14 protein-coding genes and 1 pseudogene are annotated in these 24,131 nt (G+C 69.4%); 7 read left to right on the forward strand and 8 right to left on the reverse strand.

The genetic code is table 11. The annotated features are described in order from the left end of the window. Positions 1 to 8: 8 nt before the first annotated feature. On the reverse strand, positions 9 to 1,313 hold the full coding sequence (locus tag F624_RS0108730; protein ID WP_019573911.1) for an NAD(P)/FAD-dependent oxidoreductase: 1,305 nt from the start codon (positions 1,311 to 1,313) through the stop codon (positions 9 to 11). A 269-nt stretch (positions 1,314 to 1,582) separates the two neighbouring features. Continuing rightward, positions 1,583 to 2,176: a glutathione peroxidase gene (locus tag F624_RS0108735; protein ID WP_019573912.1), complete on the reverse strand. Its 594-nt coding sequence runs from the start codon at positions 2,174 to 2,176 to the stop codon at positions 1,583 to 1,585. A 190-nt stretch (positions 2,177 to 2,366) separates the two neighbouring features. On the opposite strand from F624_RS0108735, the gene F624_RS0108740 reads away from it, so the two are divergent. Both F624_RS0108740 and F624_RS0108745 read left to right on the forward strand, forming a co-directional pair. Then, complete coding sequence (locus F624_RS0108740) at positions 2,367 to 3,938, forward strand: cryptochrome/photolyase family protein (RefSeq protein WP_051107354.1); 1,572 nt, start codon at positions 2,367 to 2,369, stop codon at positions 3,936 to 3,938. Between the two features lie 50 nt (positions 3,939 to 3,988). Next, positions 3,989 to 4,849 (forward strand): ferritin family protein, encoded by an 861-nt coding sequence (locus tag F624_RS0108745; protein WP_027474701.1) that lies wholly within the window; start codon positions 3,989 to 3,991, stop codon positions 4,847 to 4,849. A gap of 52 nt (positions 4,850 to 4,901) precedes the next feature. Here the strand turns inward: F624_RS0108745 and F624_RS0108750 are convergent, their stop codons facing one another. Genes F624_RS0108750 through F624_RS0108770 form a run of 5 tightly spaced genes read right to left on the reverse strand, consistent with a single transcriptional unit; the run spans position 4,902 to position 12,562 of the window. After that, positions 4,902 to 6,119 carry an HD-GYP domain-containing protein gene (locus F624_RS0108750; protein ID WP_019573915.1) on the reverse strand — a complete coding sequence of 406 codons (1,218 nt, stop codon included), beginning with the start codon at positions 6,117 to 6,119 and terminating at the stop codon, positions 4,902 to 4,904. Positions 6,120 to 6,176: 57 nt separating this feature from the next. Then, positions 6,177 to 9,263, reverse strand: a complete 3,087-nt coding sequence (locus F624_RS0108755; protein WP_019573916.1) for an efflux RND transporter permease subunit — start codon at positions 9,261 to 9,263, stop codon at positions 6,177 to 6,179. Between the two features lie 10 nt (positions 9,264 to 9,273). Continuing rightward, complete coding sequence (locus tag F624_RS0108760; protein WP_019573917.1) at positions 9,274 to 10,386, reverse strand: efflux RND transporter periplasmic adaptor subunit; 1,113 nt, start codon at positions 10,384 to 10,386, stop codon at positions 9,274 to 9,276. An 8-nt stretch (positions 10,387 to 10,394) separates the two neighbouring features. Beyond that, positions 10,395 to 11,918, reverse strand: coding sequence for an efflux transporter outer membrane subunit (locus tag F624_RS0108765; RefSeq protein ID WP_019573918.1), 1,524 nt, complete (start codon positions 11,916 to 11,918; stop codon positions 10,395 to 10,397). A gap of 50 nt (positions 11,919 to 11,968) precedes the next feature. Then, the gene (locus F624_RS0108770; RefSeq protein ID WP_019573919.1) at positions 11,969 to 12,562 is read right to left on the reverse strand and encodes an IMPACT family protein; all 594 of its coding nucleotides are present in this window, start codon (positions 12,560 to 12,562) and stop codon (positions 11,969 to 11,971) included. 79 nt (positions 12,563 to 12,641) lie between these two features. Here F624_RS0108770 and F624_RS0108775 point away from each other — a divergent pair, with 79 nt between their 5' ends. Then, the gene (locus F624_RS0108775; RefSeq protein ID WP_019573920.1) at positions 12,642 to 13,313 is read left to right on the forward strand and encodes a DsbA family oxidoreductase; all 672 of its coding nucleotides are present in this window, start codon (positions 12,642 to 12,644) and stop codon (positions 13,311 to 13,313) included. A 30-nt stretch (positions 13,314 to 13,343) separates the two neighbouring features. Here F624_RS0108775 and glnE read toward each other — a convergent pair whose 3' ends face one another. Continuing rightward, on the reverse strand, positions 13,344 to 16,061 hold the full coding sequence (gene glnE / locus F624_RS0108780) for a bifunctional [glutamate--ammonia ligase]-adenylyl-L-tyrosine phosphorylase/[glutamate--ammonia-ligase] adenylyltransferase (protein WP_019573921.1): 2,718 nt from the start codon (positions 16,059 to 16,061) through the stop codon (positions 13,344 to 13,346). A gap of 125 nt (positions 16,062 to 16,186) precedes the next feature. On the opposite strand from glnE, the gene F624_RS0108785 reads away from it, so the two are divergent. The 4 genes and pseudogenes from F624_RS0108785 to F624_RS0108800 all read left to right on the forward strand — a co-directional run bounded on the left by F624_RS0108785 (position 16,187) and on the right by F624_RS0108800 (position 23,850). Then, on the forward strand, positions 16,187 to 20,281 hold the full coding sequence (locus F624_RS0108785; RefSeq protein WP_019573922.1) for a YhdP family protein: 4,095 nt from the start codon (positions 16,187 to 16,189) through the stop codon (positions 20,279 to 20,281). Beyond that, positions 20,278 to 21,093 (forward strand): carbon-nitrogen hydrolase family protein, encoded by an 816-nt coding sequence (locus F624_RS0108790; RefSeq protein ID WP_031254532.1) that lies wholly within the window; start codon positions 20,278 to 20,280, stop codon positions 21,091 to 21,093. The genes F624_RS0108785 and F624_RS0108790 overlap by 4 nt, the downstream gene beginning before the upstream one ends. 32 nt (positions 21,094 to 21,125) lie before the next feature. Continuing rightward, positions 21,126 to 23,172: pseudogene (locus tag F624_RS32375) on the forward strand (two-component system sensor histidine kinase NtrB). A 48-nt stretch (positions 23,173 to 23,220) separates the two neighbouring features. Further along, complete coding sequence (locus F624_RS0108800) at positions 23,221 to 23,850, forward strand: response regulator transcription factor (protein WP_019573926.1); 630 nt, start codon at positions 23,221 to 23,223, stop codon at positions 23,848 to 23,850. Positions 23,851 to 24,131: the final 281 nt, after the last annotated feature.

The following is a 24,131-nucleotide window of genomic DNA, read 5'->3' on the forward strand; positions in this document are numbered from 1 at the left end:
GTGGGGCCTCAGGCGGCTCGGGCCTGCGGGCTGGCCAGGGTGGGCTGCAGCATGGCCGCGGCCTGCAGGCCGGATTTCAGCCCGTCCTCATGGAAGCCATAGCCCGTCCAGGCGCCACAGAACCAGGTGTGCTGGCGGCCCTGCAGGCTGGGCACCTGCTGCTGGGCTGCGATGGCCGCCAGGTCGAACACCGGGTGCTCGTAGTCGTACTCGCCCAGCACCTGGGCCGGGTCGATTTCTTTCACCGGGTTGAGCGAGACCAGCACCGGCTGTTCGAAGGGCAGCGGCTGCAGCCGGTTGATCAGGTAGTGCAGGCAGACGCGGGTGGACTCCAGGGCGTTGTCTGCCGCGCGTTCGTAGTTCCAGGCGGCCCAGGCCTGGCGCCGCTGGGGCAGCACGCTGGCGTCGGTGTGCAGCACGGCCCGGTTGGCCTGGTAGCGGATGGCGCCCAGCACCTCGCGCTCCAGGGTGCTGGCGTCGCCCAGCAGGCCCAGGGCCTGGCCGGGGTGGGTGGCCAGCACCAGCCGGTCGAAGCGTTCGGCCCCGGGGTCGCTGATCACGCGCACGCCGGCGCCGTCGCGCTCGATGCGGCGCACGGGGGTGTTCAAGCGCTTGTCGTCCAGGCCGGCCAGGATCTTTTCCACATAGTTTCGGGCACCGCCGGTCACGGTGTGCCACTGCGGCCGCTGGCTGACCTGGATCAGGCCGTGGTTGTGGCAGAACCGGATCATGGTCGCCACCGGGAACTTCAGCATCTGGTCGGTCGGGCAACTCCAGATGCAGCCCAGCATGGGCAGAAAGTACCAGTCGCGGAAGGCGTCGCCGAAGCGGTGCTGGCGCAGAAAATCGGCCAGCGGCTGCATCAGCGCGCTTTCTTCGTTGGCCTGGGCGATGCGCGTGCACAACGCGTTGAAGCGCAGCAGATCGGCCAGCATGCCCAGAAAACGCGGGCGCAGCAGGTTGCTGCGCTGGGCGAACACCGTGGCCAGGCTGGAGCCGCTCCACTCCAGGCTGTGGCGGCCCAGCGCCCCGGGGGCCTGCACCGAGAACGACATGTCGGAAGGCGAGGTGGCCACACCCAACTCGGCCAGCAGCCGGATCAGTTGGGGGTAGGTGCGTTCATTGAAGACCAGAAAGCCGGTGTCCACCCCATGGGTGACCGGTCCGCGCGCCGTGGGCAGGGTGATGTCGACCGTGTGGGTGTGCCCGCCAAAGTAACTGCCGGCCTCGAACAGGGTGACGGCAGCCTGGCCGCGCAAGGCATGGGCGGCGGCCAGTCCGGAGATGCCGGAACCGATCACGGCGACCTTCATGGGCGGCCTCCGATGCATGGGGGGCAGGCCCCGGCGGGAGACGGAAAGAAAAGTGTTGCGAAGCGCCCCGGAACGAAGGAGGGAGGGAGGGAGGAGGAGAAGCGTTCCAGGATTTCGACCGGCCTATACAGTGCCGGAAGGCTTCGCAACAACAAAAGAAACTGTGAACCAGGAGTTCTCAGTGCCCGATAGAGTGGGGCCATTTCACAAAAGTTCCAGGGCTGCAAACGTAAATTCCCGTAAAGACAAGACATGTTTTTCTCCAGGTCTCAGCGGGCCTGCAACTCGTGCTGCAAGGCCTTGATCAAGGCCTTGTCATCGGGGCCGCTCATGCTGGAGTAGCTGGCCACCACGCGGCCGTCGCGCGCCAGCAGGTATTTGTAGAAGTTCCAACGCGGCTTCTGGCCCGACAGTTCTGCCAGTTGCTTGAAGAAGGGCGAGGCCTCGGCCCCGGTCACGCTGCTTTTGGCAAACATGGGGAACTTCACCCCGAAGGTGTTTTCGCAGAAGTCGGCAATCTGCTTGTTGTCGCCGGTCTCCTGGGAAAAGTCGTTCGACGGGAAGCCCAGCACCACCAGCCCCTGGTCTTTGTAGCGTGCGTACAGCGCCTCCAGGCCCTTGTACTGCCCGGTGAAGCCGCAGTAGCTGGCGGTGTTCACCACCAGCACCACCTTGCCGGCGTACTGGCACAGCGACTGGGGCTTTTCGTCCTGCAGGCGGGCAAAGGTGTGCTGCAAGGTGGCCGGGCAGGTGGGGGTTGCACCGGCATTGGCCGTGGTGGCCGCCTGGGCCACCGGTGTCATCAACCCCGAGGCCAAGCCGATGGCAAGCCCCGGCAGCAGCCTGGAAAGCAGTTTTTTCATAGGGCCTCCTGGATCGGAATCGGCGTTGCTCAGGACACAATGGTCCTTGACCGAATCCGAGGGGTTTTGGATTTGTACTGAAGTGTATTTGACCGATACTAAACAGTATTGATTACACCATTTTGCCAGTCGGGTTTTTGCCATCCCCTGTCAGGCAGGTTCCTGGCCCCTGTTTTTGTTCACCATCACCATGACCCATGACTGCTCCGGCCCCGCCTGGACCCACCCGCGCCGGGTGGTCTGGGTGTTGGGCGATCAGCTCTGGTTCGGCCACCCGGCACTGCGCGACTTCGACCCGGCTTGCGACCATGTGTTGATGGTCGAGGCGCCGGGCGAGGCTTCGGTGGTCTGGAGCCACAAGGCGCGCATCGCGCTGTTCCTGTCGGCCATGCGCCACTTCTGCAACGAGGTGCACCGCCGCGGCTGGGCCTACACCTATGTGCGCCTGGACGAGCAGCCCGACACCCCCGATCTCGATGGGCGCGCCCTGCACGTTTTACAGGCCTTGAAGCCTGAACTGCTGCGCCTGTGCGAGCCCGGCGAGTGGCGCACCCTGGAAGACGTGCGCCGGGTCGCCCATGCGGCCGGCGTGGCGCTGGAGGTGCTGCCCGACCCGCATTTCATGTGCTCGCGCGCCGAGTTCGCGCGCTGGGCGCTGGGCAAGAAAGAGCTGCGCCAGGAGTTCTTCTACCGCGACATGCGCCGGCGCCACCAGGTGCTCATGAACGGGCGCGATCCGGTGGGCGGGCAGTGGAACTTCGATGTCGAGAACCGCCGGGGTTACCCGGCCAGTGGCCCGGGCGCCATCCCCGAGCCCGAGTTCTTCGAGCCCGACCGCATCACCTTGCAGGTGATCGCGCTGGTCGAAAAGCATTTTCCCGACCATCCAGGCTCATTGGCGCATTTTGGCTGGCCGGTGACGCGCGAGCAGGCGCTGGAGGCACTGGAGCGCTTTATCTCAGTGCGGCTGGCCCATTTCGGCCCGCACCAGGACGCCCTGTGGACGGCCACGCCCTGGGGTTGGCACTCGTTGCTGTCGGTGGCGCTCAACCTGCATCTGCTGGACCCGCGTGAGGTGCTGGCCGCCGCCGAGGCCGCCTGGCGCGAGCACCACCTGCCACTGGCCAGCGTCGAAGGCTTTGTGCGCCAGGTGCTGGGCTGGCGCGAATTCATCCGCGGCGTGTACTGGCTCGACATGCCGCAACTGGCCGAATCCAACCACTGGGGCCACCAGCGCGGCCTACCGGCCTGGTACTGGAGCGGCGAGACCCGCATGGCCTGCATGCGCGAGGTGGTGCAGCAGACCCTGGCCCACGGCTATGCGCACCACATCCAGCGCCTGATGGTCACCGGCCAGTTCGCCTTGCTGGCCGAGATCGAGCCGCGTCAGGTCAGCGACTGGTACCTGGCCATGTACGTCGACGCGGTGGAGTGGGTGGAGCTGCCCAACACCCTGGGCATGGCCCTGGGCGCCTGCGGCGGGCGCTTCACCAGCAAGCCCTACATCGCCAGCGGGCAGTACATCCAGCGCATGAGCAACTACTGCGGCGCCTGCCCGTACGACCCTGCTCAGCGCACGGGCGATACCGCCTGTCCGGTCACCGTGCTCTATTGGCGGTTTCTGCTGCGCCACGAGGAGACATTCAAGGCCCATCCGCGCATGGCCCTGATGGCGCGCAGCCTGGGCCGCCTGCAGCCTGCCGAGCGCCTTGCCATAACCGAAAAGGCAAATCATGTCCTTGATCACCTCGATGATTTGTAAAGGTTTTTGAGGCCTCGCCCTTAAAATCGAGGCGATTCACGAAAGACAGCATGCTTTACCCCGAACTTTTCAAACAACTCGAATCCGTCCGCTGGGACATGGACAAGGACATCCCCTGGGACCAATTCGACGCTTCGCAGCTGTCGGACGAGCAGGCCCAGACCATCAAGATGAACGCCATCACCGAGTGGGCCGCGCTGCCGGCCACCGAGATGTTCCTGCGTGACAACCGGGGTGACAGCGACTTCTCTGCCTTCATGTCGATCTGGTTCTTTGAAGAGCAAAAGCACTCGCTGGTGCTGATGGAGTACCTGCGCCGCTTCCGTCCCGACCTGGTGCCCACCGAGCAGGAACTGCACGAGATCCGTTTTGAATTCGACCCCGCGCCGGCCCTGGAAACCCTGATGCTGCACTTCTGCGGCGAGATCCGCCTCAACCACTGGTACCGCCGTGCCGCCGAATGGCACACCGAGCCGGTGATCAAGCAGATCTACACCACCCTCAGCCAGGACGAAGCCCGCCACGGCGGCGCCTACCTGCGCTACATGAAGCGCGCCATCAACAACTTCGGCAACGAAGCCAAGGCCGCCTTCGCCAAGGTGGGTGTGCTGATGGCCAGCGCCCGCCGCACCGCCCAGGCGCTGCACCCCACCAACCTGCACGTCAACAAGCAGCTGTTCCCGCGTGACACCATCCAGAGCCGCCTGCCCAACCCCGAGTGGCTGGAAACCTGGCTCGACAGCCAGATCAACTTCGATGCCGTGTGGGAAACCAAGGTGGTCGACCGCATCCTGCACAACATGAGCCTGCTGCTGGACCGCAGCTTCAAGACCGTGCAAGAGCTCAACCGCTACCGCAAGGAAGTCTCGGCCACCCTGGTCAGCCCGGCGGGCGGTGCCCAGCCGGCCTGAGCCCAGGCCCCTGCGACAAACGGCCCCTCGGGGCCGTTTTGTTTTTCAGCTTTCAGATCAGGGTCAGCAGGCGTTCCAGCGGCAGCTTGACCTTCACCTCGCGCGCGGGCAGCCCGGCGGTGATCTTGAAGTCGGGCCGGGCCGTGTCACGCGGTGGGGGCTCGGCCATGGCCATGCCCTGCCGACTGATCACCACGCTCACGCGTGGTGTGCTGGGGGTGGTACCGCGACGTGTCACCACGGCCACTTCGCCGGAGGCCAGCTTCACGTAAGAGCCCGGGGCGTACATGCCCACCGCCTTGACCAGGGCGGCACCGGCCTCGTCCACTTTCTTGTCTTCGTCAAAGTAGCTGCCCTGCATGGCGGCCGTGCTGGGCAGCGGAAAGCGCGTGGCGCGCGGGGCCATGCGGGCGCCGAAGATGTCGGCGCGCTGGATCAGCCGAGCCATCTGCTGGGCCGGGGGGCGGCCCGTCAGCGGGCCGGGGCTGCGGTCGTGGTGGTGGCGCACGGCGTCCAGCCAGTCCGGGTCCTGGATGCCCAGTTTTTTCAGGATGTCGACCGACTTCTGCGAGTGTCCGTCAATGGCCTCGACCTGGGCTGAGCTCAAAGGCAGGCTTTGCTGGGCCAATTGGTCCTGCAACTCGGTCATGCTGATGTTCATGGTCAGCGCCGCCAGCCCCAGGCTGTTCACCCGATCTTCCGGCCACAGCAAGACCGTGCGGGCTGCCAGCATGCACACCACCGACACCAGCATGGCGTGGGTGGCGCTGTAGAGCCGGGTTTCGCCGGCCGACAAGTGCATCAGCGCAAACAGCGTGGCGTCGGTCTGGCGCTGCGTCAGCAAGGTCAGGTCGGCGTGCAGCTGGAACAGCCGCGTCATGAAGCTGGTGCTCTCGGGCTGGCGCAGCACATTGCTGGCTCGGGTCTGGATGTCGTGCCAGTTCGGGCGCGCCGTCGGGTCGGTGATGGTGGGGGCGGTGGTGTCCGGCCCCTTGCCGTCGGTCACGAACTGGGTCGATGCGATGGTGCCCAAGGTCTTGCCCTCGCGCACCAACGAGTGCAGCTTGCCTACGTAGGCGCGGTGGCTTTCGCCCGACTCGTCGGTGTCCACGCACAGGCTCATGCCGCGCAGGGCCATCTGTTGCAGCTCGTCTTTCGACTGAACCACATAGCCCTTCTTGGCCAACAGAACGCCGCTGGCACTGCGCAGGATGAACGGCAGTGGATGACCCAGCGGGATGGTTTCGAGGTCGAGCTTGACGAGCTTCATAGGCGTCGTCAATTATGTATGCGTTCGTAACAAGTGACGCATCGCCGGCCTGGGTGTTTACGCTTCTTTTTGACCGATCGCTGGGGGCGGGGCGTTCCGGCGCCGGCGCCAGGGCCGGCCCTGGGCCAGGTCGTCCATGGCGGTGAAGACGGCTGGAATCACCAGCAGGCTCAGCAGGGTGGAGGTGATCAGGCCGCCGATCACGGCCACCGCCATGGGCGAGCGGAACGAGGCATCAGCGGCGCCCAGGCCCAGGGCGATCGGCAGCATGCCCGCGCCCATGGCCAGGGTGGTCATGATGATGGGCCGGGCCCGCTTGTGGCAGGCATCCAACAGGGCCTCGCGGCGGCTCATGCCGTGTTCGCGGCGCGCCAGGATGGCGTATTCCACCAGCAGGATCGAGTTCTTGGTGGCGATGCCCATCAGCATGATCAGCCCGATCAGCGACGGCATCGAAAAACTCTTCTGCGCCATCAGCAGGCCCACAAAGGCCCCGCCCAGCGACAGCGGCAGTGCGGCCAGGATCGTCACCGGGTGCAGCAGGTGCTTGAACAACAGCACCAGCACGATGTAAATGCACAGCACCCCGGTCAGCATGGCCAGGCCGAAACTGGCAAACAGCTCGCCCATCACCTCGGCGTCGCCCACCTCCACCACCCGCACCCCGGGGGGCAGCTGGCGCATGGCGGGCAGGGCTTGCACGGCCTTGGCCACATCGCCCAGCGGCAGGCCGGAGAGTTCGATCTCGAAGTTCACATTGCGCGAGCGGTCGTAGCGGTCGATCACCGCCGGCCCGCCCGAGGCGCTCAGCGTGGCCACCTGGTCGAGCAGCACCGGCCCGCGCGTGCCGGGCACGCTGAGCCGCCCCAGCAGCGCCAGGTCCTGGCGCGCGGCGGGCTCCAACTGCACCACGATCGGCACCTGGCGCTGGGCCAGGTTGAGTTTGGCCAGGCCCAGCTCATAGTCGCCCACGGTGGCGATGCGCAGCGTGTCGGCGATGGCCGTGCTGGTCACGCCCAGGTCGGCGGCACGGGCAAAGTCGGGCCGCACCGCGATCTCGGGCCGAACCAGGCTGGCGCTCGAGGCCACGCTGCCCAGGCCGGGGATGGTGCGCAGGTCTTTCTCCACCGCCAGGGCGGCCTGCTGCAGGGCCACCGGGTCGTCACCGGTCAGCACCAGGATGTACTTCTCGCCCGAGCCGCCCAGGCCCACCTTGCTGCGCACGCCGGCCAGCGGCTCCAGCGCCGCGCGCAGGCGGTTTTCCAGCACCGGCTTGGGCGGGCGCTGGCCGCGCTCGGCCAGTTGCAGCGTCAGGGTGGCCCGCCGCACCTCCGAGGCGCCCTGCGGGGCAAAGGGGTCGCCACCCGCGCTGCCGCCGCCGATCGTGGTGTAGACGCTCTTCACCTCGGCGATGGCGCTCACCCGCTGGCGGGCCTCTTCGGCCGCGGCCCGGGTCTGGGCCAGCGTGCTGCCGGGGGGCAACTCCAGGTACACCTGGGTCTGCGAGTTGTCGTCGGGCGGGATGAAGCCGGTGGGCAGCAGCGGGATCAGCAGCAGCGAGCCGACAAAAAAGGCCAGCGTGAAGCCCAGCGTGGCCCAGCGGTGCCGCAGGCACCAGCCGGCCCAGCGCAGGTACAGGCGCATCCAGCGCGGGTCGGGTTCGGCCTCGGGCTGGGGCCGCAGCAGGTAGGCCGCCATCATCGGCGTGAGCACCCGCGCCACCAGCAGCGAGGCCAGCACCGCCAGCGCGGCGGTCCAGCCGAACTGCTTGAAGAAGCGCCCGGCGATGCCGCTCATGAAGGCGGTGGGCAGAAACACCGCCACCAGGGTGAAGGTGGTGGCCACCACGGCCAGGCCGATCTCGTCGGCCGCCTCCATGGCGGCCTGGTAGGGGCTCTTGCCCATGCGCAGGTGGCGCACGATGTTCTCCACCTCGACGATGGCGTCGTCCACCAGGATGCCCACCACCAGCGACAGCGCCAGCAAGGTGATCACATTGATCGAAAAGCCCAGCCAGGCCATGCCGATGAAGGCCGGGATCACCGACAGCGGCAGCGCCACCGCCGACACCAGGGTGGCGCGCGCATCGCGCAGGAACAGCCACACCACCACCACCGCCAGCAGCGCGCCCTCGTACAGCAGGTGCATCGAGCCGTCGTATTCGTCCTGCACCGGGGCCACAAAATCGAAGGCCTCGGTGATCTCCACATCGGGCCGCTCGGCACGCAGCGCGGCCAGGGCCTGGCGCACCGCCGCGCCCACCTCCACTTCGCTGGCGCCGCGGCTGCGCGCCACCTCGAAGCCCACCACCGGCTGGCCGTTCAGCAGGGCCGCGGCCCGGGGCTCGGCCACGGTGTCGCTGACCCGGGCCAGCTGGCTCAGGCGCAGCTGGCGCCCGTCGCCCAGCGGCAGGGCCAGCGCGGCCACGCCGGCCGCGTCCTGCACCGTGGCCAGGGTGCGCACGGGTTGCTCGCCGCCGCCCAGGTCGGTGCGCCCGCCGGCGCTTTCCACCTGCACCTGGCGCAGCTGGCGCGACACCTCGGCCGCCGTCACCCCCAGGGCCTGCAGCTTCAAGGGGTCCAGCGCCACCTGGATCTGCCGTTCGGCGCCGCCGACCCGGTTCACGGCGCCCACGCCGCGCACCGTCAGCAGGCGCCGCGCCACGGTGTTGTCCACGAACCAGGACAGGGCCTCGTCGTCCAGTGCGGCGCTGCGCACGCTGTAGGCCAGGATGGGCTGGGCGGCCAGGTCCATCTTGGTGACGATGGGGTCGCGCACATCGGCGGGCAGATCGGCGCGCACGCGCGAGACGGCCGAGCGCACATCGTCCACCGCCTCCTGCACCGGCTTTTCCAGGCGGAACTCGGCCGTCAGGGTGACGCCGCCGTCCTGCACCTTGGTGTAGAGGTGCTTCAGGCCCTGCAGCGTGGCCAGGCTGTTCTCGATCTTGCGCGCCACGTCGTTTTCCAGCTGTGCGGGCGCCGCCCCGGGCAGTGACACCGTCACCGTCACCGTGGGCAGGTCGATGTCGGGAAAGTTCTGCACCTTCATGCCCTGGAAGGCCACCAGCCCACCGAAGGTGAGCAGCACGAACAGCATCAGGGCCGGAACCGGGTTGCGGATGGACCAGGCGGAGACATTCATGCCGGGCTCCTCAGCGCTGGGGGGCCGCCGGGGCGCCCGAGGTTGGCGGGTTGCTCACCCGCACCCGGTCGCCCTGGTTCAGAAAGCCGGCGCCTTGCAGCACCACCGTGGCCCCGGGGGCCAGGCCGCGCAGCACTTCCACCTGCTCGCCCTGGCGGCGCCCGGTTTCCACCTTGCGCTGCTGCACGTTCTGCTGCGCGTCCAGCTCAAACACATAGCTGAAGCCGTCGCGCACCACCAGCGCCTGCTGCGGCAGGGTCAGGGCGGGGCTCTGGCCCAGCTCGAACTCGCCGCGGGCGAACAGGCCCGGGCGCAGCTCGGGGTGGGGCTTCAGGTCGACATAGACCAGGGCGTTGCGCGTCTGCGGGTCGATGGTGGGCGCCAGCTGGCGTACCTCCCCCATCACCTGGGCCCCGCTGGGCAGGCCCAGGCGCACCCGGGTGCCCCGGCGCAGGCGCGGCAGCTCGGCGGCGGTCACTTCGGCGCGCCACTCCAGCCGGTTCTGCCGGATCAGGCGGAACAGCTCGGTGCCACTGGCGGGCACGGCCCCCACGGTGGCGCTGCGGGCCGAGATCACGCCGCTGTCGGGCGCCAGCACCTGGGTCTGGCGCAGCCGCAGCGCCTGGGTCTGCACACTGGCGCGCGCCGCCAGCACGCGGGCCTGGGCGGCCCGTTCGGCGCTCAGGGCCTGGCTGATCTGCTGCTCGCTCAGCGCCCCGCCGGCCTGCACCTGGCGCGTGCGGCTGGCGTTGGCCACGGCCTCGTCGGCATGGGCTTCGGCCTCCAGCAGGGCGGCCCGGGCCTGGGCCAGGTCGGCTTGCACGGTCTCGTCGGCCAGGCGGGCCAGCAGCTGGCCGGCGCGCACCGTGTCGCCCACGTTGACCAGCACCTGGGTCAGGCGCAGGCCCTGGGCTTCCAGGCTGACCAGGGCCTCCTGCCAGGCGGCCACGTTGCCGTTGGCGCTGAGCTGCAAGGGCAGTGTGGCCTGGCTGGGCCGGGTGGTGCTGACGGTCAGGGCCGGGCGGGCCGGGGCGGGTTCGGCACCCTGGGCCAGGGGGGCGGTCAGCCCCAGCAGGCCGGGCAGGCAAGCCAGGGCCAGGGCGGCGAGTCGTGTGCGGTTCATGTCGGGTCTCACAGGGCGGGGCCGGGGCGGGCCGTGCCCGCGGGGGCGGCGGCTTCTTGGGTGATGTCGGTCGTGGCGTCGGGTGTGGTGGCGGTCGTGGCCTTGGACGTCACGTTGGATGTCGCTTCGGGCGCGGCGGTGTTGCCGTCCCAGCCGCCACCGGCGGCGCGGTACAGGTTGATCCAGGCCAGCTGGCGCTCCAGGGCCAGGGTGCTCAGGCTGGTCTGCGCCGCCAGGGCGCTGCGCCGCGCTTCTTCCACCTCGGCCAGGCTGGCCAGGCCGGCGCGCTGGCGCGTCTGGGTGTGCTGCAGCACGCGCTCATACCCTTCGCTGGCCTGTTGGGCATCGTGCTGTCTTTGCTGCGCCGAGGCCAGGTTCAGCAGGGCCTCCTCCACCTCGCGCACGGCCTGGCGCACGCGGGCCTGGTACAGCGCCACGGCCTCGGTGTAGCGGGCCTGGGCGGCCTGGCGCTCGGCCTTCAGGCGCCCGCCGTCGGTGATCGGAAAGCTCAGGCTCAGCGGCCCCAGCGACCAGGTGGACAGGTGCTGGGTGCTGCCCCGGGCGTCCAGGCGCAGCGCGCTCACCGAGCCCTGCAGGCTCAGCTGCGGGTAGCCGGCGGCGTCGGCCTGTTGCACCTCGGCCCAGTTGGCGGCCAGTTGGCGCGTGGCCTGGACCACGTCGGGGCGCTGCTCCAGCACCCGGGCCGGCAGGCTGTCCAGGCTGAACAGGGCGTCGGGCGGGGCCGGGGGCTCGTTGTCTTGCAGGCTGTCGAAAAAGCCGGGCGTCTGGCCGGTCAGCGCCACCAGGGCCCGCACCTGCACCTCACACTGGGTCTGCTGCTGGCGCCAGCGTTGCCGGCCCTCGGCCGCGCTGGCCTGCGCCAGGCTGAGGGTGCTGGCCGATTGCAGGCCGGCGCGGGTGGCTTGCCCCAGCCAGTCGGCGCTGGCTTCACGCGAGCGCGCATCGGCGGCAGCCAAGCGCGCCTGCGCCCCGCATTGGCGCCATTGAACGTACTGGCTGGCCACCTCGGCCGCCACGCTCACACGGGCCTCATGCCACTGGGCCCGGGCGCCTTGCAGCCGGGCCTCGCTGGCGGCCAGCGCCGCCCGGTTCATGCCGAACAGATCCGCCTCCCAGCTCAGCTGCGGGCCGGCCGAGGCGATGGTCGCCACGCTGCCCAGGGCGGTGGAGTAGCCGCGGCTCACGCTGGCGTTGCCGCTGATCAAGGGCAGCAGCTTGGCCGCCGCCTCCACGCGCTGGGTGCGCGCTTCGACCAGCCGGGCCTGGGCGCTGGCCAGGCCCGGGCTCAGGGCCTGGGCCTGTTCGATCAGCCGGGGCAGCACCGGGTCGTTCCATTCCCCCCACCAGTCGGCCAAGGCCTGGGTCTGGCCGCCGTGCGGCAGGGGGGCGCTCCAGCGCTCGGGGGCGCTGGCCGGCAGCGGTGGCATGGCCTGGGGCGCGGCACAGGCCGCCAGGGCTAGGGGCAGCATGGCCAGCAGGGCGCGCCCGGTCAGAACAAATGCGGGTGTCATGGCGGCGGATTTGAGCACAGTGGGTGGGCGGCGGCGTGCCGGTGTCGGCATCAGTCTGCGACCCAGGCCAGGCGGCCCTGGCCCAGCTCGTTGAGTCGCGCCACCAGCGCGGTGCTGGCCGCCTCGGGCAGGCTGAAGTGCAGGGTCACCACGCTGCCGTGCTGCACCTCGCCCAACTGGGCCTGGTGTTGCTCCAGATCCAGCTCGCGCCGCACGCTGCCTTCGAGCGCGTAGGGCACGCTGCAGGCCAGCGCCCGCATCTTCTGCAGCGTCACCTTGGGCGCCTGCAGCAGGGCCTGGGCCACCGCATCCGTGTAGGCGCGCACCAGGCCACCGGCGCCGAGCTTCACGCCGCCGTAATAGCGCACCACGGTGGCCAGCACGCCCTCCAGGTCCTGGTGGCGCAGCACGTCCAGCATGGGGCGGCCGGCGGTACCGCCGGGCTCGCCATCGTCCACCGCCGCCGATTGGCCGCCCGCCAGCAAGGCCCAGCACACATGGGCCGCCCCCGGGTGCTGCTGGCGCAATTGCTGCACCACGGCCTGGGCAGCAGCCCGGTCGCTCATGGGCTGGACGCAGCCGATGAAGCGGCTTTTCTTGATCAGCAGTTCGCTGTGGGCGGGGGCACTGAGGGTTTGGGGCATGGGGGCAAAAGCTTAACCCAGGCAAGATGGCAGTGAATCCCCTACGATGCGGCCATCGTCCTGAACCCAGACTTGCGCCATGAGCACCACTGCCACCGTCCCCGCCACCCTGAAGATCGACTTCGTGTCCGATGTGTCCTGCCCCTGGTGCGCCATCGGCCTCAACGGCCTGCAGCAGGCCCTGGACGAGCTGCAGGGCAGCGTGCAGGCCGAGCTGCACTTCCAGCCCTTCGAGTTGAACCCGAACATGGGCCCCGAAGGGCAGGACATTGCCGAGCACCTGGCCGAGAAGTACGGCGCCTCGCCCGAGCAAAGCGCGGCCAACCGCGAGGCGATCCGCCAGCGCGGCGAGTCGGTGGGCTTTCGTTTTGACATGGCGGCCCGTGGCCGCATCTACAACACCTTCGACGCGCACCGCCTGCTGCACTGGGCCGAAGGCCAGGGCCCCGGGCGCCAGCTGGCGCTCAAGAAAGCCTTGTTCGAAGCCTATTTCAGCCAAGGGCAGAACCCGTCCGACCGCGAGCTGCTGGTGAACCTGGCTGCCCGCGTGGGCCTGGATGCGGAGCGCGCCCGGGCCATTCTGGCCAGCGACGAATTTGCCGCCGAGGTGCGGGCACAGGAGCAGCTGTACCAGGGCGCGGGCATCCACTCGGTGCCGGCCGTGATCGTGAACGACCGCCACCTGATCCAGGGCGGCCAGCCGCCGGCGGTGTTCGTGCAGGCGCTGCGCCAGATCGCGGCCGGGGCCTGAACCCGCGCCCGCATGGACGCCCGGGCGGGTTCAGCCGCCCAGCACCGCCGCGCTCAGTGCCATGATGGCGTCGCGCTCGGCCGCCACCTGCTCCGGTTCAACCTGGGTGGGTTCTTCGTTGAGGCGTGCCTTGTGCTGGATGCGGCGCAGTTCGCGGTAAGCCGCAGCGGCACGCTCGCCCACCCCGGCGGGCAGCAGGCCGCAGGCCTCGGCGCGCTGCAGCAGGGCGATGTTGCCCACGTTGTCGCGCAGCTCCGGGTGGCTGGCCGATTGGGCCAGCACCAGGTATTGCACCGCGAACTCGGCATCCACCATGCCGCCCTGGCTGTACTTGACGTCAAAGCGCCCGCCGCGCACCGTGTGGGCGCCCCGCACCCGGTTGCGCATGCTCACGATCTCGTCGCGCAGCGCGGCCGCATCGCGCGGTGCGGTGATCACGGCTTCGCGCACGGCATCGAAGCGGGCCTGCAGGCCCGGGCTGCCCAGCACGAAGCGGGCCCGTGTCATGGCCTGATGTTCCCAGGTCCAGGCGGTGTTGCTGCCGCGCTGCTGCTGGTAGTTGGCATAGGCCTGGAAGCTGGTCACCAGCAGGCCCGAGTTGCCGTTGGGGCGCAGCGCGGTGTCGATCTCGAACAGATCGCCTTCGGCCGTCTTCACGGTCAGCCAGTTGATCAGCTTGCGCACAAAGGCCGAGTACACCTCGGAGGCGCGCTCGTCCTCGTCTTCGTAGACGAACACGATGTCCAGATCGCTGCCGTAGCCGAGCTCCTTGCCGCCCAGCTTGCCGTAGCCGATGATGGCGAACTGCGGCAGGTCGGCATCGGTGCGGTGGCGGTTCTTCAGCCGCTCCCAGCACCAGCGCACGGTGATCTGCAGCAGGGTGTCGGCCAGCGAGCTCAGGTCGTCGGCCACCTGCTCGACGCTGAGGCGGCCTTCCACATCGCGTGCCAGGGTGCGGAACACCTCGGCATGGTGGGCGCGGCGCAGCAGGTTGAGCAGGGTTTCGTCGTCGTCCTCGCCGGTCGAGCGCAGCGAGCCCACACGGCGGGCCAGCTCGTCCTTGAGGTCGGCTGCCGAGAAGCGCTCGGACAGCATCGCGTCGCTGGCCAGCTCGTCGATCACGCCGGGGTGCTGCAGCAGGTAGCGGGCCGGCCAGCGGGCCGCCCCCAGCAGGTGCATCAGGCGCTCGTGCACGGCCGGGCGCTCCAGCAGCATGGCCAGGTAGCTTTCACGCCGCAGCAGGGGTTCCAGCCAGTTGATCAGCTGCACCGCCGCGGTTTCGGTGACGCGGCCTTCGCGCACCCACAGCGCGCTGCGCTGGATCAGTCGGATCAGGCGGGCGCGGGCGTCTTCACGCAGCGCCTGCACGCGCGGGTGGCTTTGCCACTCCTGCACCCGCTCGCGCAGGGCGGGCGGCAGTTTTTCGAGCAGGCCCTCGATGTCGGCCGGCACCGCGCCGGCCTTGGCGCCGCAGCTGCCGCCGCGGCAGGTTTTGCGCTCTTCGCTCTGGCCCAGCAGGGTGTCGAACTCCTGCGCCACCAGCTCGCGGTGGGCATCCAGCTCGTGCAGAAAGGGGCAGCAGTCGGCAAAACCCAGGCTGTGGGCGATCCAGTTCAGGTCTTCGTCCTGGGTGGGCAGCAGGTGGGTCTGCTGGTCGTCCAGGAACTGGATGCGGTGCTCGACCCGGCGCAGGAAGGTGTAGGCGTTCGCCAGGGCGGTGGCGGTCTCGGTGGGCATCAGGCCGGCATGGGCCAGGCGCTGCAGGGCCTCGAGGGTGGGGCGGCAGCGCAGCTCGGGGTATTGGCCGCCGCGCACCACCTGCAGCAATTGCACGGTGAACTCGATCTCGCGGATGCCGCCGCGCGACAGCTTCACGTCATTGGCGCGTGCCGGGTGGCCGGCGCTGCGCCGTGCGGCATGCTCGCGGATCTGGCGGTGCAGGATGCGCAGGGCCTCGAACACGCTGTAGTCGAGGTAGCGCCGGAACACAAAGGGCAGCACCACGCCGCGCAGGGCCTGCACGCCGGTGCCGGCCAGGCAGCGGCGCGGGGCGATGACCCGGCTCTTGAGCCAGGCAAAGCGCTCCCACTCGCGGCCCTGCACCTGAAAGTACTCCTCCAGTGCCGACAGCGACACGGCCGCCGGGCCCGAGTTGCCATTGGGGCGCAGCGCCAGATCGACACGGAACACAAAGCCGTGCTCGGTGGTGTCGCCCACCAGAGCGTAGATCATCTTCACCGCGCGGCCGAAATACTCCTGGTTGGACAGGCGGCCGCGCCCATCGGGCAGGCCGGCCGTCTCGCCATCGTGGTCGTAGACGTAGATCAGGTCGATGTCGCTGGACACATTCAGTTCGCGTGCGCCCAGCTTGCCCATGCCGATCACCCACAGCTCGGCGCGCTGGCCCTCGGGGCCCAGGGGCGCGCCGTACCGGCTGTCGAGTTCGGCCTGCACCTCGGTGCAGGCCACGTCCAGGGCCAGCTCGGCCAGCTCGGTGACGCCGCGGGTGATGGTGGCCAGGCTGGCCTGTTGGTCGCAGTCGAGCACCACCAGGCGCTCCATCACCAACTGCCGCAGCACCCGCAGGGCGGCGCCGGTGTCCAGCGAACGCTGGCGCAGGGCCTGCAGCGCCTCGCGCATCGTGGCATGGGTGGGTGGCCCCGGGGGCAGCAGGGGCAGCAGATCGGCGTAGCGCCGGTGCAGGCGCTGCACCAGACGGGACTGGGTGGAGAGTGGCTGTGTGCTCATGGGCCCTCGGATCAGACGGGTGGATGCCCGGCTGGCATGCAATTCATTAACAAAACTTCACGGGGTGCGCAAAAAACCGTGTTTCCGCTGCGGGTCATAATTCCTGCCACATATCAACAAGCGCCATGAACGACCCGAAACCCATTCCCTCGCGAGGGCTGAAGCTGTTTTCAGCCCTGACGCGCTGGGCCCTGGGGGCGTTGCTGGCCTTCTGGCTCATCCTGGCAGCGTCCTGGGGGGCGTTGCACGGCTGGATTGTGCCCCGAATCGCAGAGTTCCGCCCCGCACTGGAGCGTCAGGCCAGCCGGGCCATGGGGCTTCCCGTGCGCATCGGCCACATCAGTGCGCGCAGCGAGGGCCTGATCCCCACCTTCGAACTCGAAGACGTGGTGCTGTCCGACCGCGAGGGGCGCGAGGCGCTGATCCTGCCGCGCGTGGTGGCGGCGCTCTCGCCGCGCTCGCTGTGGAACCTGGGTTTCCAGCAGCTCTACATCGAACGCCCCGAGCTGGAGATCCGCCGCACCCAGGAGGGCCGGCTGCGCATTGCCGGCCTGGAGATCGACCCCGCCAGCCCGGGTGATGACCGCATCAGCGACTGGGTCTTTTCCCAGGCCGAGCTGGTGGTGGCCTCGGGCATCGTGCACTGGAGCGACGAGCTGCGTGGCGCCGAAACCTTGAGCCTGTCCGACGTCAACGTGGTGCTGCGCAACAGCCCGCGCCGCCACCTGATGCGGTTGGACGGCACGCCGCCGCCCGATTGGGGTGAGCGTTTCACGCTGATGGGCCAGTTCCGCCAGCCGCTGCTGAGCGTGCACCGCGGCCACTGGCGCGACTGGAACGGGCAGTTGTTCGGCAGCTTTGACCGCGTCGACGTGGCCCGCTTGCGGCGTCAGATCGACCTGGGCTTTGAAGTGGCCAGTGGCCAGGGGGCCCTGCGCGTGTGGGCCGACGTGGCCAAGGGCCAGTTCACCGGTGCGGTGGCCGATGTGGCGTTGTCGGACGTGAACGTGCAATTTGCCCCCGACCTGGAGCCGCTGGCGCTCAAATCGGTGCAAGGGCGGCTGGGGGGGCACCGGCTGGCGGGCGGTTTCGATGCCTCGACCACGGGCCTGCAGTTTCTGACCGCCGACGGTTTGCGCTGGCCGGGCGGCAATGCTTTTGTCAGCTATACCCAGCCTGACCCGCGCCAGAGCGCCAAGGGCGAGCTGCGGGCCGACCGGCTGGACCTGGCCGCCCTGAGCCAGATCGCCAACCGCCTGCCCCTGGGGGAGGCTGCGCATCGCCTGCTCAAGGGCCAGGCGCCGCGGGGGCTGGTCGAGTCGGTGCAGGCCCAGTGGCAGGGCCCTGTCGATGCCCCCGAGCGCTTCAGCCTGAAAGGCCGGGCCAGTGGCCTGGCGCTGGCCGCGCACGATTCGGTGCCCGGTGTGGCCGGTCTGGACCTGGACTTCGACCTGAACCAGGGCGGGGGCAAGGCCAACGTCAGGATCAGCAACGGCCAGGTCGAGCTGCCCGAGGTGTTTGATGAGGCCCTGCTGCCGGTGGACCAACTGCAGGCCCAGCTGCAGTGGCAGCACCAGGGGGAGCAACTGGCGCTGCAGGTGGCCGATCTGCGCTTTGCCAATGCCGACCTGCGCGGCGAGGGGCGCTTGCAGTGGCGCAGCGCCGAACCGGGCAAGACGCCGGGCCGGAGCGGAGGCCCCGGGGTGTTGGACCTCACGGCCAGCCTCAGCGAGGCCGATGCCACGCGGGTGCACCGCTACCTGCCGCGCGGCCTGCCCAAGGATGTGCGCGACTACGTGCGCGAGGCCGTGACCGCCGGGCGCATCGGCCGCACCCAGTTCCGCGTCAAGGGCGATCTGCGCGATCTGCCCTTTGCCAACCCGCGCCAGGGCGAGTTCCGCATCAGCGCCCAGGTGCGCGAGGCGGGCCTGGCCTATGTGCCCAAAAGCCTGATGCCGGCCGGCGCCGCCCCCTGGCCGGCCTTGGCGCGCCTCAATGGTGAGCTGATCTTCGACCGCCAGAGCATGCACGTGAAGGGCGCCACCGCCCAGTTCGCCGGCCTGCCCGATCTGCAGGTGGTGCGCGTGGAGGCCGACATCCCCGACCTGATGCACACCGTGGTCGGCGTGGACGCCACCGTGCGCGGGCCGCTGGCCGATGCCCTGGGCATCGTCAACAGCTCGCCGCTGAGCCGCATCACCAACCAGGCCCTGGCCCAGGCCGTGACCACCGGGGCGGCCGAGGTGAAGCTCAAGCTGTCGCTGCCGATCGCCCAGATCGAGCGCAGCAAGGTGCAGGGCAGCGTCAGCTTCACAGGCAACAACGACTTGCGGGTGGTGCCGCAGGCGCCCCAGTTGTCGCGCCTGCGGGGCAGCGTGGCGTTCTCCGACACCGGCTTCCAGCTCAATGGCGTGCAGGCAAGGGCCCTGGGCGGAGACGTGCGGCTGGAAGGCGGCCTGCGCCCGCCGCCGGCCGGCACCCAGCCCCCCGACCCGGTGTTGCAACTGCGTGCCAACGGTATCTTCAGTGCCGAGGGCCTGCGCCAGGCCGGTGAACTGGGCTTTGTGGCCGGTTTGGCGGCCCAGGCCACGGGCAGCGCCCCCTACTCCCTGGTGTTGGGCATGCGCCGGGGCCAGCCCGAGATCCAGGTGCAAAGCAGCCTGCAGGGCCTGGCCCTGAACCTGCCCGCCCCGCTGGGCAAGACGGCCGACGCCGTGATGCCGCTGCGCTTTGACAACAGCCTGCTGCGTGAGGCGCAGGTCCAGGGGCCGCTGCGCGACCAGCTGCTGGTCGAGCTGGGGCGCCAGGTGCAGATCCATTACGTGCGCGACATCGCGGGCGCCCAGGCCCGCGTGCTGCAGGGCAGCATCGCGGTCGGGCTGGGGCCGGGCGAATCGGCCCCTCTGCCCGACAGCGGCGTGATGGCCAGCGTGCACCTGCCCCTGGTCGATCTGGATGCCTGGGAGCATGCGCTCACCCGTGCCGGCGGCCCGGCCCGGTCCACGGGGGCCGCGGCGTCGTCGGGCAGCGAGGCCAGTGCCCAGAGCTACCTGCCCACTGCGCTGGCCGTGCGTGCCGACGCCCTGGTGTTCGACGGCCGCACCCTGCACCAGGTGGTGGTCGGGGGCTCGCGCGAGGGCCTGGTGTGGCGCGCCAACCTGGACGCCACCGAGCTCAATGGCTACCTCGAATACCGGCCGCCCGGCGGCGTGGGGGCCGGGCGCCTGTTTGCCCGGCTGTCGCGCCTCAAGCTCGCGCAAAGCAACCAGAGCGAGGTCGAGGCGCTGCTCGACGAGCAACCCACCAGCATCCCCGCGCTCGACATCGTGGTCGATGATTTCGAACTGCGCGGCAAGCGCCTGGGCCGGGTCGAGATCGAGGCCGTGAACCGAGGCGGTGAGGGCGCGCAGCGCGAGTGGCGCCTGAACAAGTTCAACATCCTCACCCCCGAGGCCACGCTCACGGCCACGGGCAATTGGGCTAGTCTGCCCCTGCCCACCACCGGGCCGCGTCTGTTGTCCGAGCGCCGCCGCACGGTGATGAACTTCCGCTTCGACATCCGCGACGCCGGCCAGTTGCTGACCCGCCTGGGCATGCCCGGCGTGGTGCGCCAGGGCCATGGGCCGCTGGAGGGTCAGGTGGCCTGGATGGGCTCGCCGCTCACGCTCGACTACCCCAGCATGGCCGGTCAACTCAGCATCCAGATTGAAGGCGGCCAGTTTTTGAAGGCCGACCCGGGCCTGGCCAAGCTGCTGGGCGTGCTCAGCCTGCAGGCCCTGCCGCGGCGCCTGACGCTGGACTTCCGTGACGTGTTCAGCCAGGGCTTTGCCTTTGACCTGGTGCGCGGCGACGCCCGCATCGAGCAGGGCATTGCCAGCACCAACAATCTGCAGATGAAGGGCGTCAATGCCGCGGTGCTGATGGAGGGCAAGGCCGACCTGGCCCGCGAGACGCAAGACCTCAAGGTGGTGGTGGTGCCCGAGGTGAACGCCGGCACTGCCTCGCTGGTGGCCACGGCCATCAACCCGGCCATCGGCCTGGGCACCTTCCTGGCTCAGCTCTTTCTGCGCAAGCCCCTGATGGAGGCGGCCACGCAGGAGTTCCACATCGATGGCACCTGGACCGACCCGCGCATCGTGCGCCAGACGCACAGCCCGCGCGACAATGCCCCTGCCAATACGCCAGTCAACACGCCGGTCCCCGCAGGAGTCAAACCATGAAAGTCGCCGCCCTTCAGATGGTGTCCGCCACCACGGTCGAGGCCAACCTGGCCCGCGCCTGTCAACTGCTGGCCCAGGCCGCCGAGGCCGGGGCCGAGCTGGCCGTGCTGCCCGAGTATTTCTGCCTGCTGGGCCGGCGCGACACCGACAAGCTGGCCGTGCAGGAGGCCCCGGGCCAGGGGCCGATCCAGGACTTTCTGGCCCAGCAGGCGCGCACCCTGGGCCTGTGGATCGTGGGCGGCACCCTGCCGCTGTCCACCGGCCAGCCCGAGCGCGTGCGCAACAGCAGCCTGGTCTGGTCGCCCACCGGCGAGCAGGTGGCCCGTTACGACAAGATCCACCTGTTCTGCTTTGACAATGGTCGCGAGCGCTACGACGAATCGCGCGTGCTGGAGGCCGGCACCGAGCCGGTGTGCTTCGACCTGCCCTCGCGCGATGGCAGCCGCTGGCGCATCGGCCTGTCGGTCTGCTACGACCTGCGCTTTCCCGAGCTGTACCGCGCCTACGCCGCGCAGGGCGCCGATCTGCTGCTGGTGCCCAGCGCCTTCACAGCCACCACTGGCGAGGCGCACTGGGAGCTGCTGCTGCGCGCCCGGGCCGTCGAGAACCTGGCCTATGTGCTGGCGCCGGCCCAGGGCGGCGAGCACGAGAACGGTCGTCGCACCTGGGGGCATTCCATGCTGGTCAACCCCTGGGGTCAGGTGATGGCCTGCCAGCCCCAGGGCGAGGGCGTGGTGCTGGGTGAGCTGGATCGCGACTCGTTGGCCACCTGGCGACAGCAACTGCCCGCCTTGGGCCACCGCGTGCTGTGAGCGCGGCCGAGTTCGCTTCGCCCTCCGGGCCTTTGCGGGCCCGCGGTTGGCAGGCCCGCCTGTTGCCCCTGGGCTGGCGGCGCTGGACGCTGTGGCTGTTGCTGGCCGCGCTGGTGCTGGTGATGCTGGGCATCATGGTCTACCTGGCCGGCCGCTACGAGGCCAGCCAGGTGCAAAGCCGCCTGGAGCGAGACACTTCAGACGCGCTGAGCGACATCCGCGGCGGCCTGACGCGCAATGTGCAAAGCCTGCAGGCGCTGCAGTCCAGCAACCCCACCCCCAACTCCTGGGCCATCGATGCCGCCGAGATGCTGCGCCAGCACCGCGAGCTCATGCGCATCGAGTGGCGCGACGCCAGCTTGCGCACCCTGGCCCATGTGGACACGCCTTACCGCGGCAACCTCTTCGGACGCAGTGCGGTGGACGGCCAGGGGGGGCCGCGACCGGGCCCAGACCGATGTGTCGTTGGCCTGCGCCAATGCGCGGCGCTTCAACGGACCGGCCTATTCCAGCTCGTACTTCGTCCCCAGCAACGACGGGCTGGGCCTGGAGGTGATCGAGATGTGCCTGCCCCTGATCAACTCGGGGCGGATCGCGGGCTACGCGGTGGCCACCTACGCCTTGCAGGAGGTGCTGGCCAACCTGGTGGGCCGCCAGCTGGCGCGCAGCCAGGAGATCTCCTTCACCGAGGCCGACGGCACGCGCCTGGCCCTGCACGGCTCGGCGCGGCGCGGGGTGCGCATGTTCACCGCCCAGCAACTGCTGGACCTGCCGGGCAACACCCTGGTGCTGCGCCTGGACAGCTGGCACAGTGCGCCCAGCCTGTTCCCCAATGTGATGACGGCGCTGGTCACGGCCATGTCGATTGCCCTGGTCTCGGTGCTGGTGCTGCTGGCCAAGGACACGCGCCGGCGCCTGGCGGCCGAGCGTGACCTGGCCGATGCCCTGGCCTTTCGAAAGGCCATGGAAGACTCCCTGGTCACCGGCTTGCGCGCACGCGACCTGCAGGGCCACATCACCTATGTGAACCCGGCCTTTTGCCAGATGGTGGGCTTCAGCGCCGAGGAGCTGCTGGGCCACGGTGTGCCCGCCCCCTACTGGCCGCCCGACCGGGTGACCGAGTACGAGCAGCGCCAGGCCATCCGGCTGGCGGGCAATGTGCCGCCGCGCGAGGGCTTCGAGTCGGTCTTCATGCGCAAGGACGGCACGCGCTTTCCGGTGCTGGTGATCGAGGCGCCCCTGATCAACGCCCAGGGCCTGCAGACCGGCTGGATGAGCGCCTTTCTCGACATCAGCGAACAGCGCCGCATCGAAGAGCTGTCGCGCGCCTCGCAAGAGCGCCTGCAGGCCACCGCCCGCCTGGCCACGGTGGGCGAGATGGCCTCGCTGCTCAGCCACGAGCTCAACCAGCCCCTGGCCGCCATCTCCAGCTATGCCACCGGCTCGATGAACCTGCTGCGCCACCAGGGCGCCAGCGCGCCGCCCGACCTGGACATGGCCCTGCGCCGCATCGCCGAGCAGGCCGAGCGCGCCGGCCGGGTGATCAAGAGCGTGCACGACTTTGTGCGGCGGCGCGACCAGGCCCGCGAGCCGGTGGCGGCCCGGGCCCTGCTCGAAGCCATCATGCCCCTGGTGACCCTGCAGGCGCGCAAGCTCGGTGTGCGCGTGATCACCGACATCGAGCCCGGCCTGCCCGAGGTGCTGTGCGACCGCACCATGGTCGAGCAGGTGCTGCTGAACCTGGCGCGCAACGGCATGCAGGCCATGGAGCCTTGCGAGCTGGCCCAGCGGGTGCTGCGCATCGAGGCCCGCAAGGCGGCCTCGAACGAGTCCAGCGGCTGGCTGGAGTGGCGCGTGATCGACCACGGCCCGGGCATCCCGAAAGAGGTGGGCGAGCAGCTGTTCACGCCTTTCTTCACCACCAAGGCCGAGGGCATGGGCCTGGGCCTGAGCCTGTGCCGCACCGTGGTCGAGCAGCATGGGGGTTACCTGGGCTTCGAAGCCCAGGCGCCAAGGGGTACCATCTTCAGCTTCACCCTGCCGGTGAAGAAAAGCCCCTCGTCCACGGCTGCGGCCTGAGCGCCGGCTTTCTCACTGTTTTCTTTTTCGCCCTGACGACCTGACCCCATGGAACCCTCGCCCGACGCCACCGTTTTCATTGTGGATGACGACGCCGGTGTGCGCGACGCGCTGGCCTGGCTGCTGCGCTCGCGCCACCTGCTCAGCGAAGTGTTCGAAAGCGCCGAGCAGTTCGACGCCGCCCTGCGCTCGCGCCCGGCCCCCAACCACTCCTGCTGTCTGCTGCTCGATGTGCGCATGCCCGGCATGAGCGGGCTGGCCCTGTTCGACCAGTTGATCGAGCGCGGCCTGCAGGCGGCCATGCCGGTGATCTTCCTGACCGGCCATGCCGATGTGCCCACGGCGGTGGATGCGGTCAAGCGGGGGGCTTTTGATTTCTGCGAAAAGCCTTTTTCCGACAACGCCCTGGTCGACCGCATCGAGCAGGCCTTGCAGCGCTCGGCCGAGGTGCTGGCGCAGCACCGGCAGCACCGGGGTTTGCAGGTGCGCCTGACCGAGCTGACCGAGCGGGAGCGCGATGTGATGCGCCTGGTGGTCGAGGGGTTGCCGAACAAGCTGATCGCGGATCAGCTGGACATCAGTGTGCGCACGGTGGAGGTGCACCGGTCGCGGGTGTTTGACAAGATGAATGTCAAGTCGGCTGTTGAGTTGGCCAATTTATTGCGGAGTTTGGGGTGATGTGGCTGGGCCACTTGTTTGTGGTCATGTTTCGCCGCTGCGCTCTGGTCCCTTTGCGCTGCGTTTGAGGGCGGAGGCCGGGGGTTCGTCCCGGCGGCCGAGGCACTTTTCTTTGTCTCGCCAAAGAAAAGTACCCCAAAGAAAGGCGACCCGAAGTCAGGGCCACTTCGTGGTTCCCTGCGCTGCTCGCGCCAGGGGGGTCCCCGCTAAACTCGCTGCGCTCAAACAGACGCGGGGCCTGATCCCCCTGGCACTCCGCTGCTCGGCCCTGCCCCACGGGG

The sequence above is a fragment of the Curvibacter lanceolatus ATCC 14669 genome (assembly GCF_000381265.1).
Classification (GTDB): Bacteria; Pseudomonadota; Gammaproteobacteria; order Burkholderiales; family Burkholderiaceae_C; genus Curvibacter; species Curvibacter lanceolatus.

Coding starts and splice junctions, on each gene's coding strand:
- F624_RS0108800 (WP_019573926.1), top strand. CDS start 23,221: ATGGAACCCTCGCCCGACGCCACCGTTTTCATTGTGGATGACGACGCC.
- F624_RS0108730 (WP_019573911.1), bottom strand. CDS start 1,313: ATGAAGGTCGCCGTGATCGGTTCCGGCATCTCCGGACTGGCCGCCGCC.
- F624_RS0108740 (WP_051107354.1), top strand. CDS start 2,367: ATGACCCATGACTGCTCCGGCCCCGCCTGGACCCACCCGCGCCGGGTG.
- F624_RS0108735 (WP_019573912.1), bottom strand. CDS start 2,176: ATGAAAAAACTGCTTTCCAGGCTGCTGCCGGGGCTTGCCATCGGCTTG.
- F624_RS0108770 (WP_019573919.1), bottom strand. CDS start 12,562: ATGCCCCAAACCCTCAGTGCCCCCGCCCACAGCGAACTGCTGATCAAG.
- F624_RS0108765 (WP_019573918.1), bottom strand. CDS start 11,918: ATGACACCCGCATTTGTTCTGACCGGGCGCGCCCTGCTGGCCATGCTG.
- F624_RS0108785 (WP_019573922.1), top strand. CDS start 16,187: ATGAACGACCCGAAACCCATTCCCTCGCGAGGGCTGAAGCTGTTTTCA.
- F624_RS0108755 (WP_019573916.1), bottom strand. CDS start 9,263: ATGAATGTCTCCGCCTGGTCCATCCGCAACCCGGTTCCGGCCCTGATG.
- F624_RS0108790 (WP_031254532.1), top strand. CDS start 20,278: ATGAAAGTCGCCGCCCTTCAGATGGTGTCCGCCACCACGGTCGAGGCC.
- F624_RS0108760 (WP_019573917.1), bottom strand. CDS start 10,386: ATGAACCGCACACGACTCGCCGCCCTGGCCCTGGCTTGCCTGCCCGGC.
- F624_RS0108775 (WP_019573920.1), top strand. CDS start 12,642: ATGAGCACCACTGCCACCGTCCCCGCCACCCTGAAGATCGACTTCGTG.
- F624_RS0108750 (WP_019573915.1), bottom strand. CDS start 6,119: ATGAAGCTCGTCAAGCTCGACCTCGAAACCATCCCGCTGGGTCATCCA.
- F624_RS0108745 (WP_027474701.1), top strand. CDS start 3,989: ATGCTTTACCCCGAACTTTTCAAACAACTCGAATCCGTCCGCTGGGAC.
- glnE (WP_019573921.1), bottom strand. CDS start 16,061: ATGAGCACACAGCCACTCTCCACCCAGTCCCGTCTGGTGCAGCGCCTG.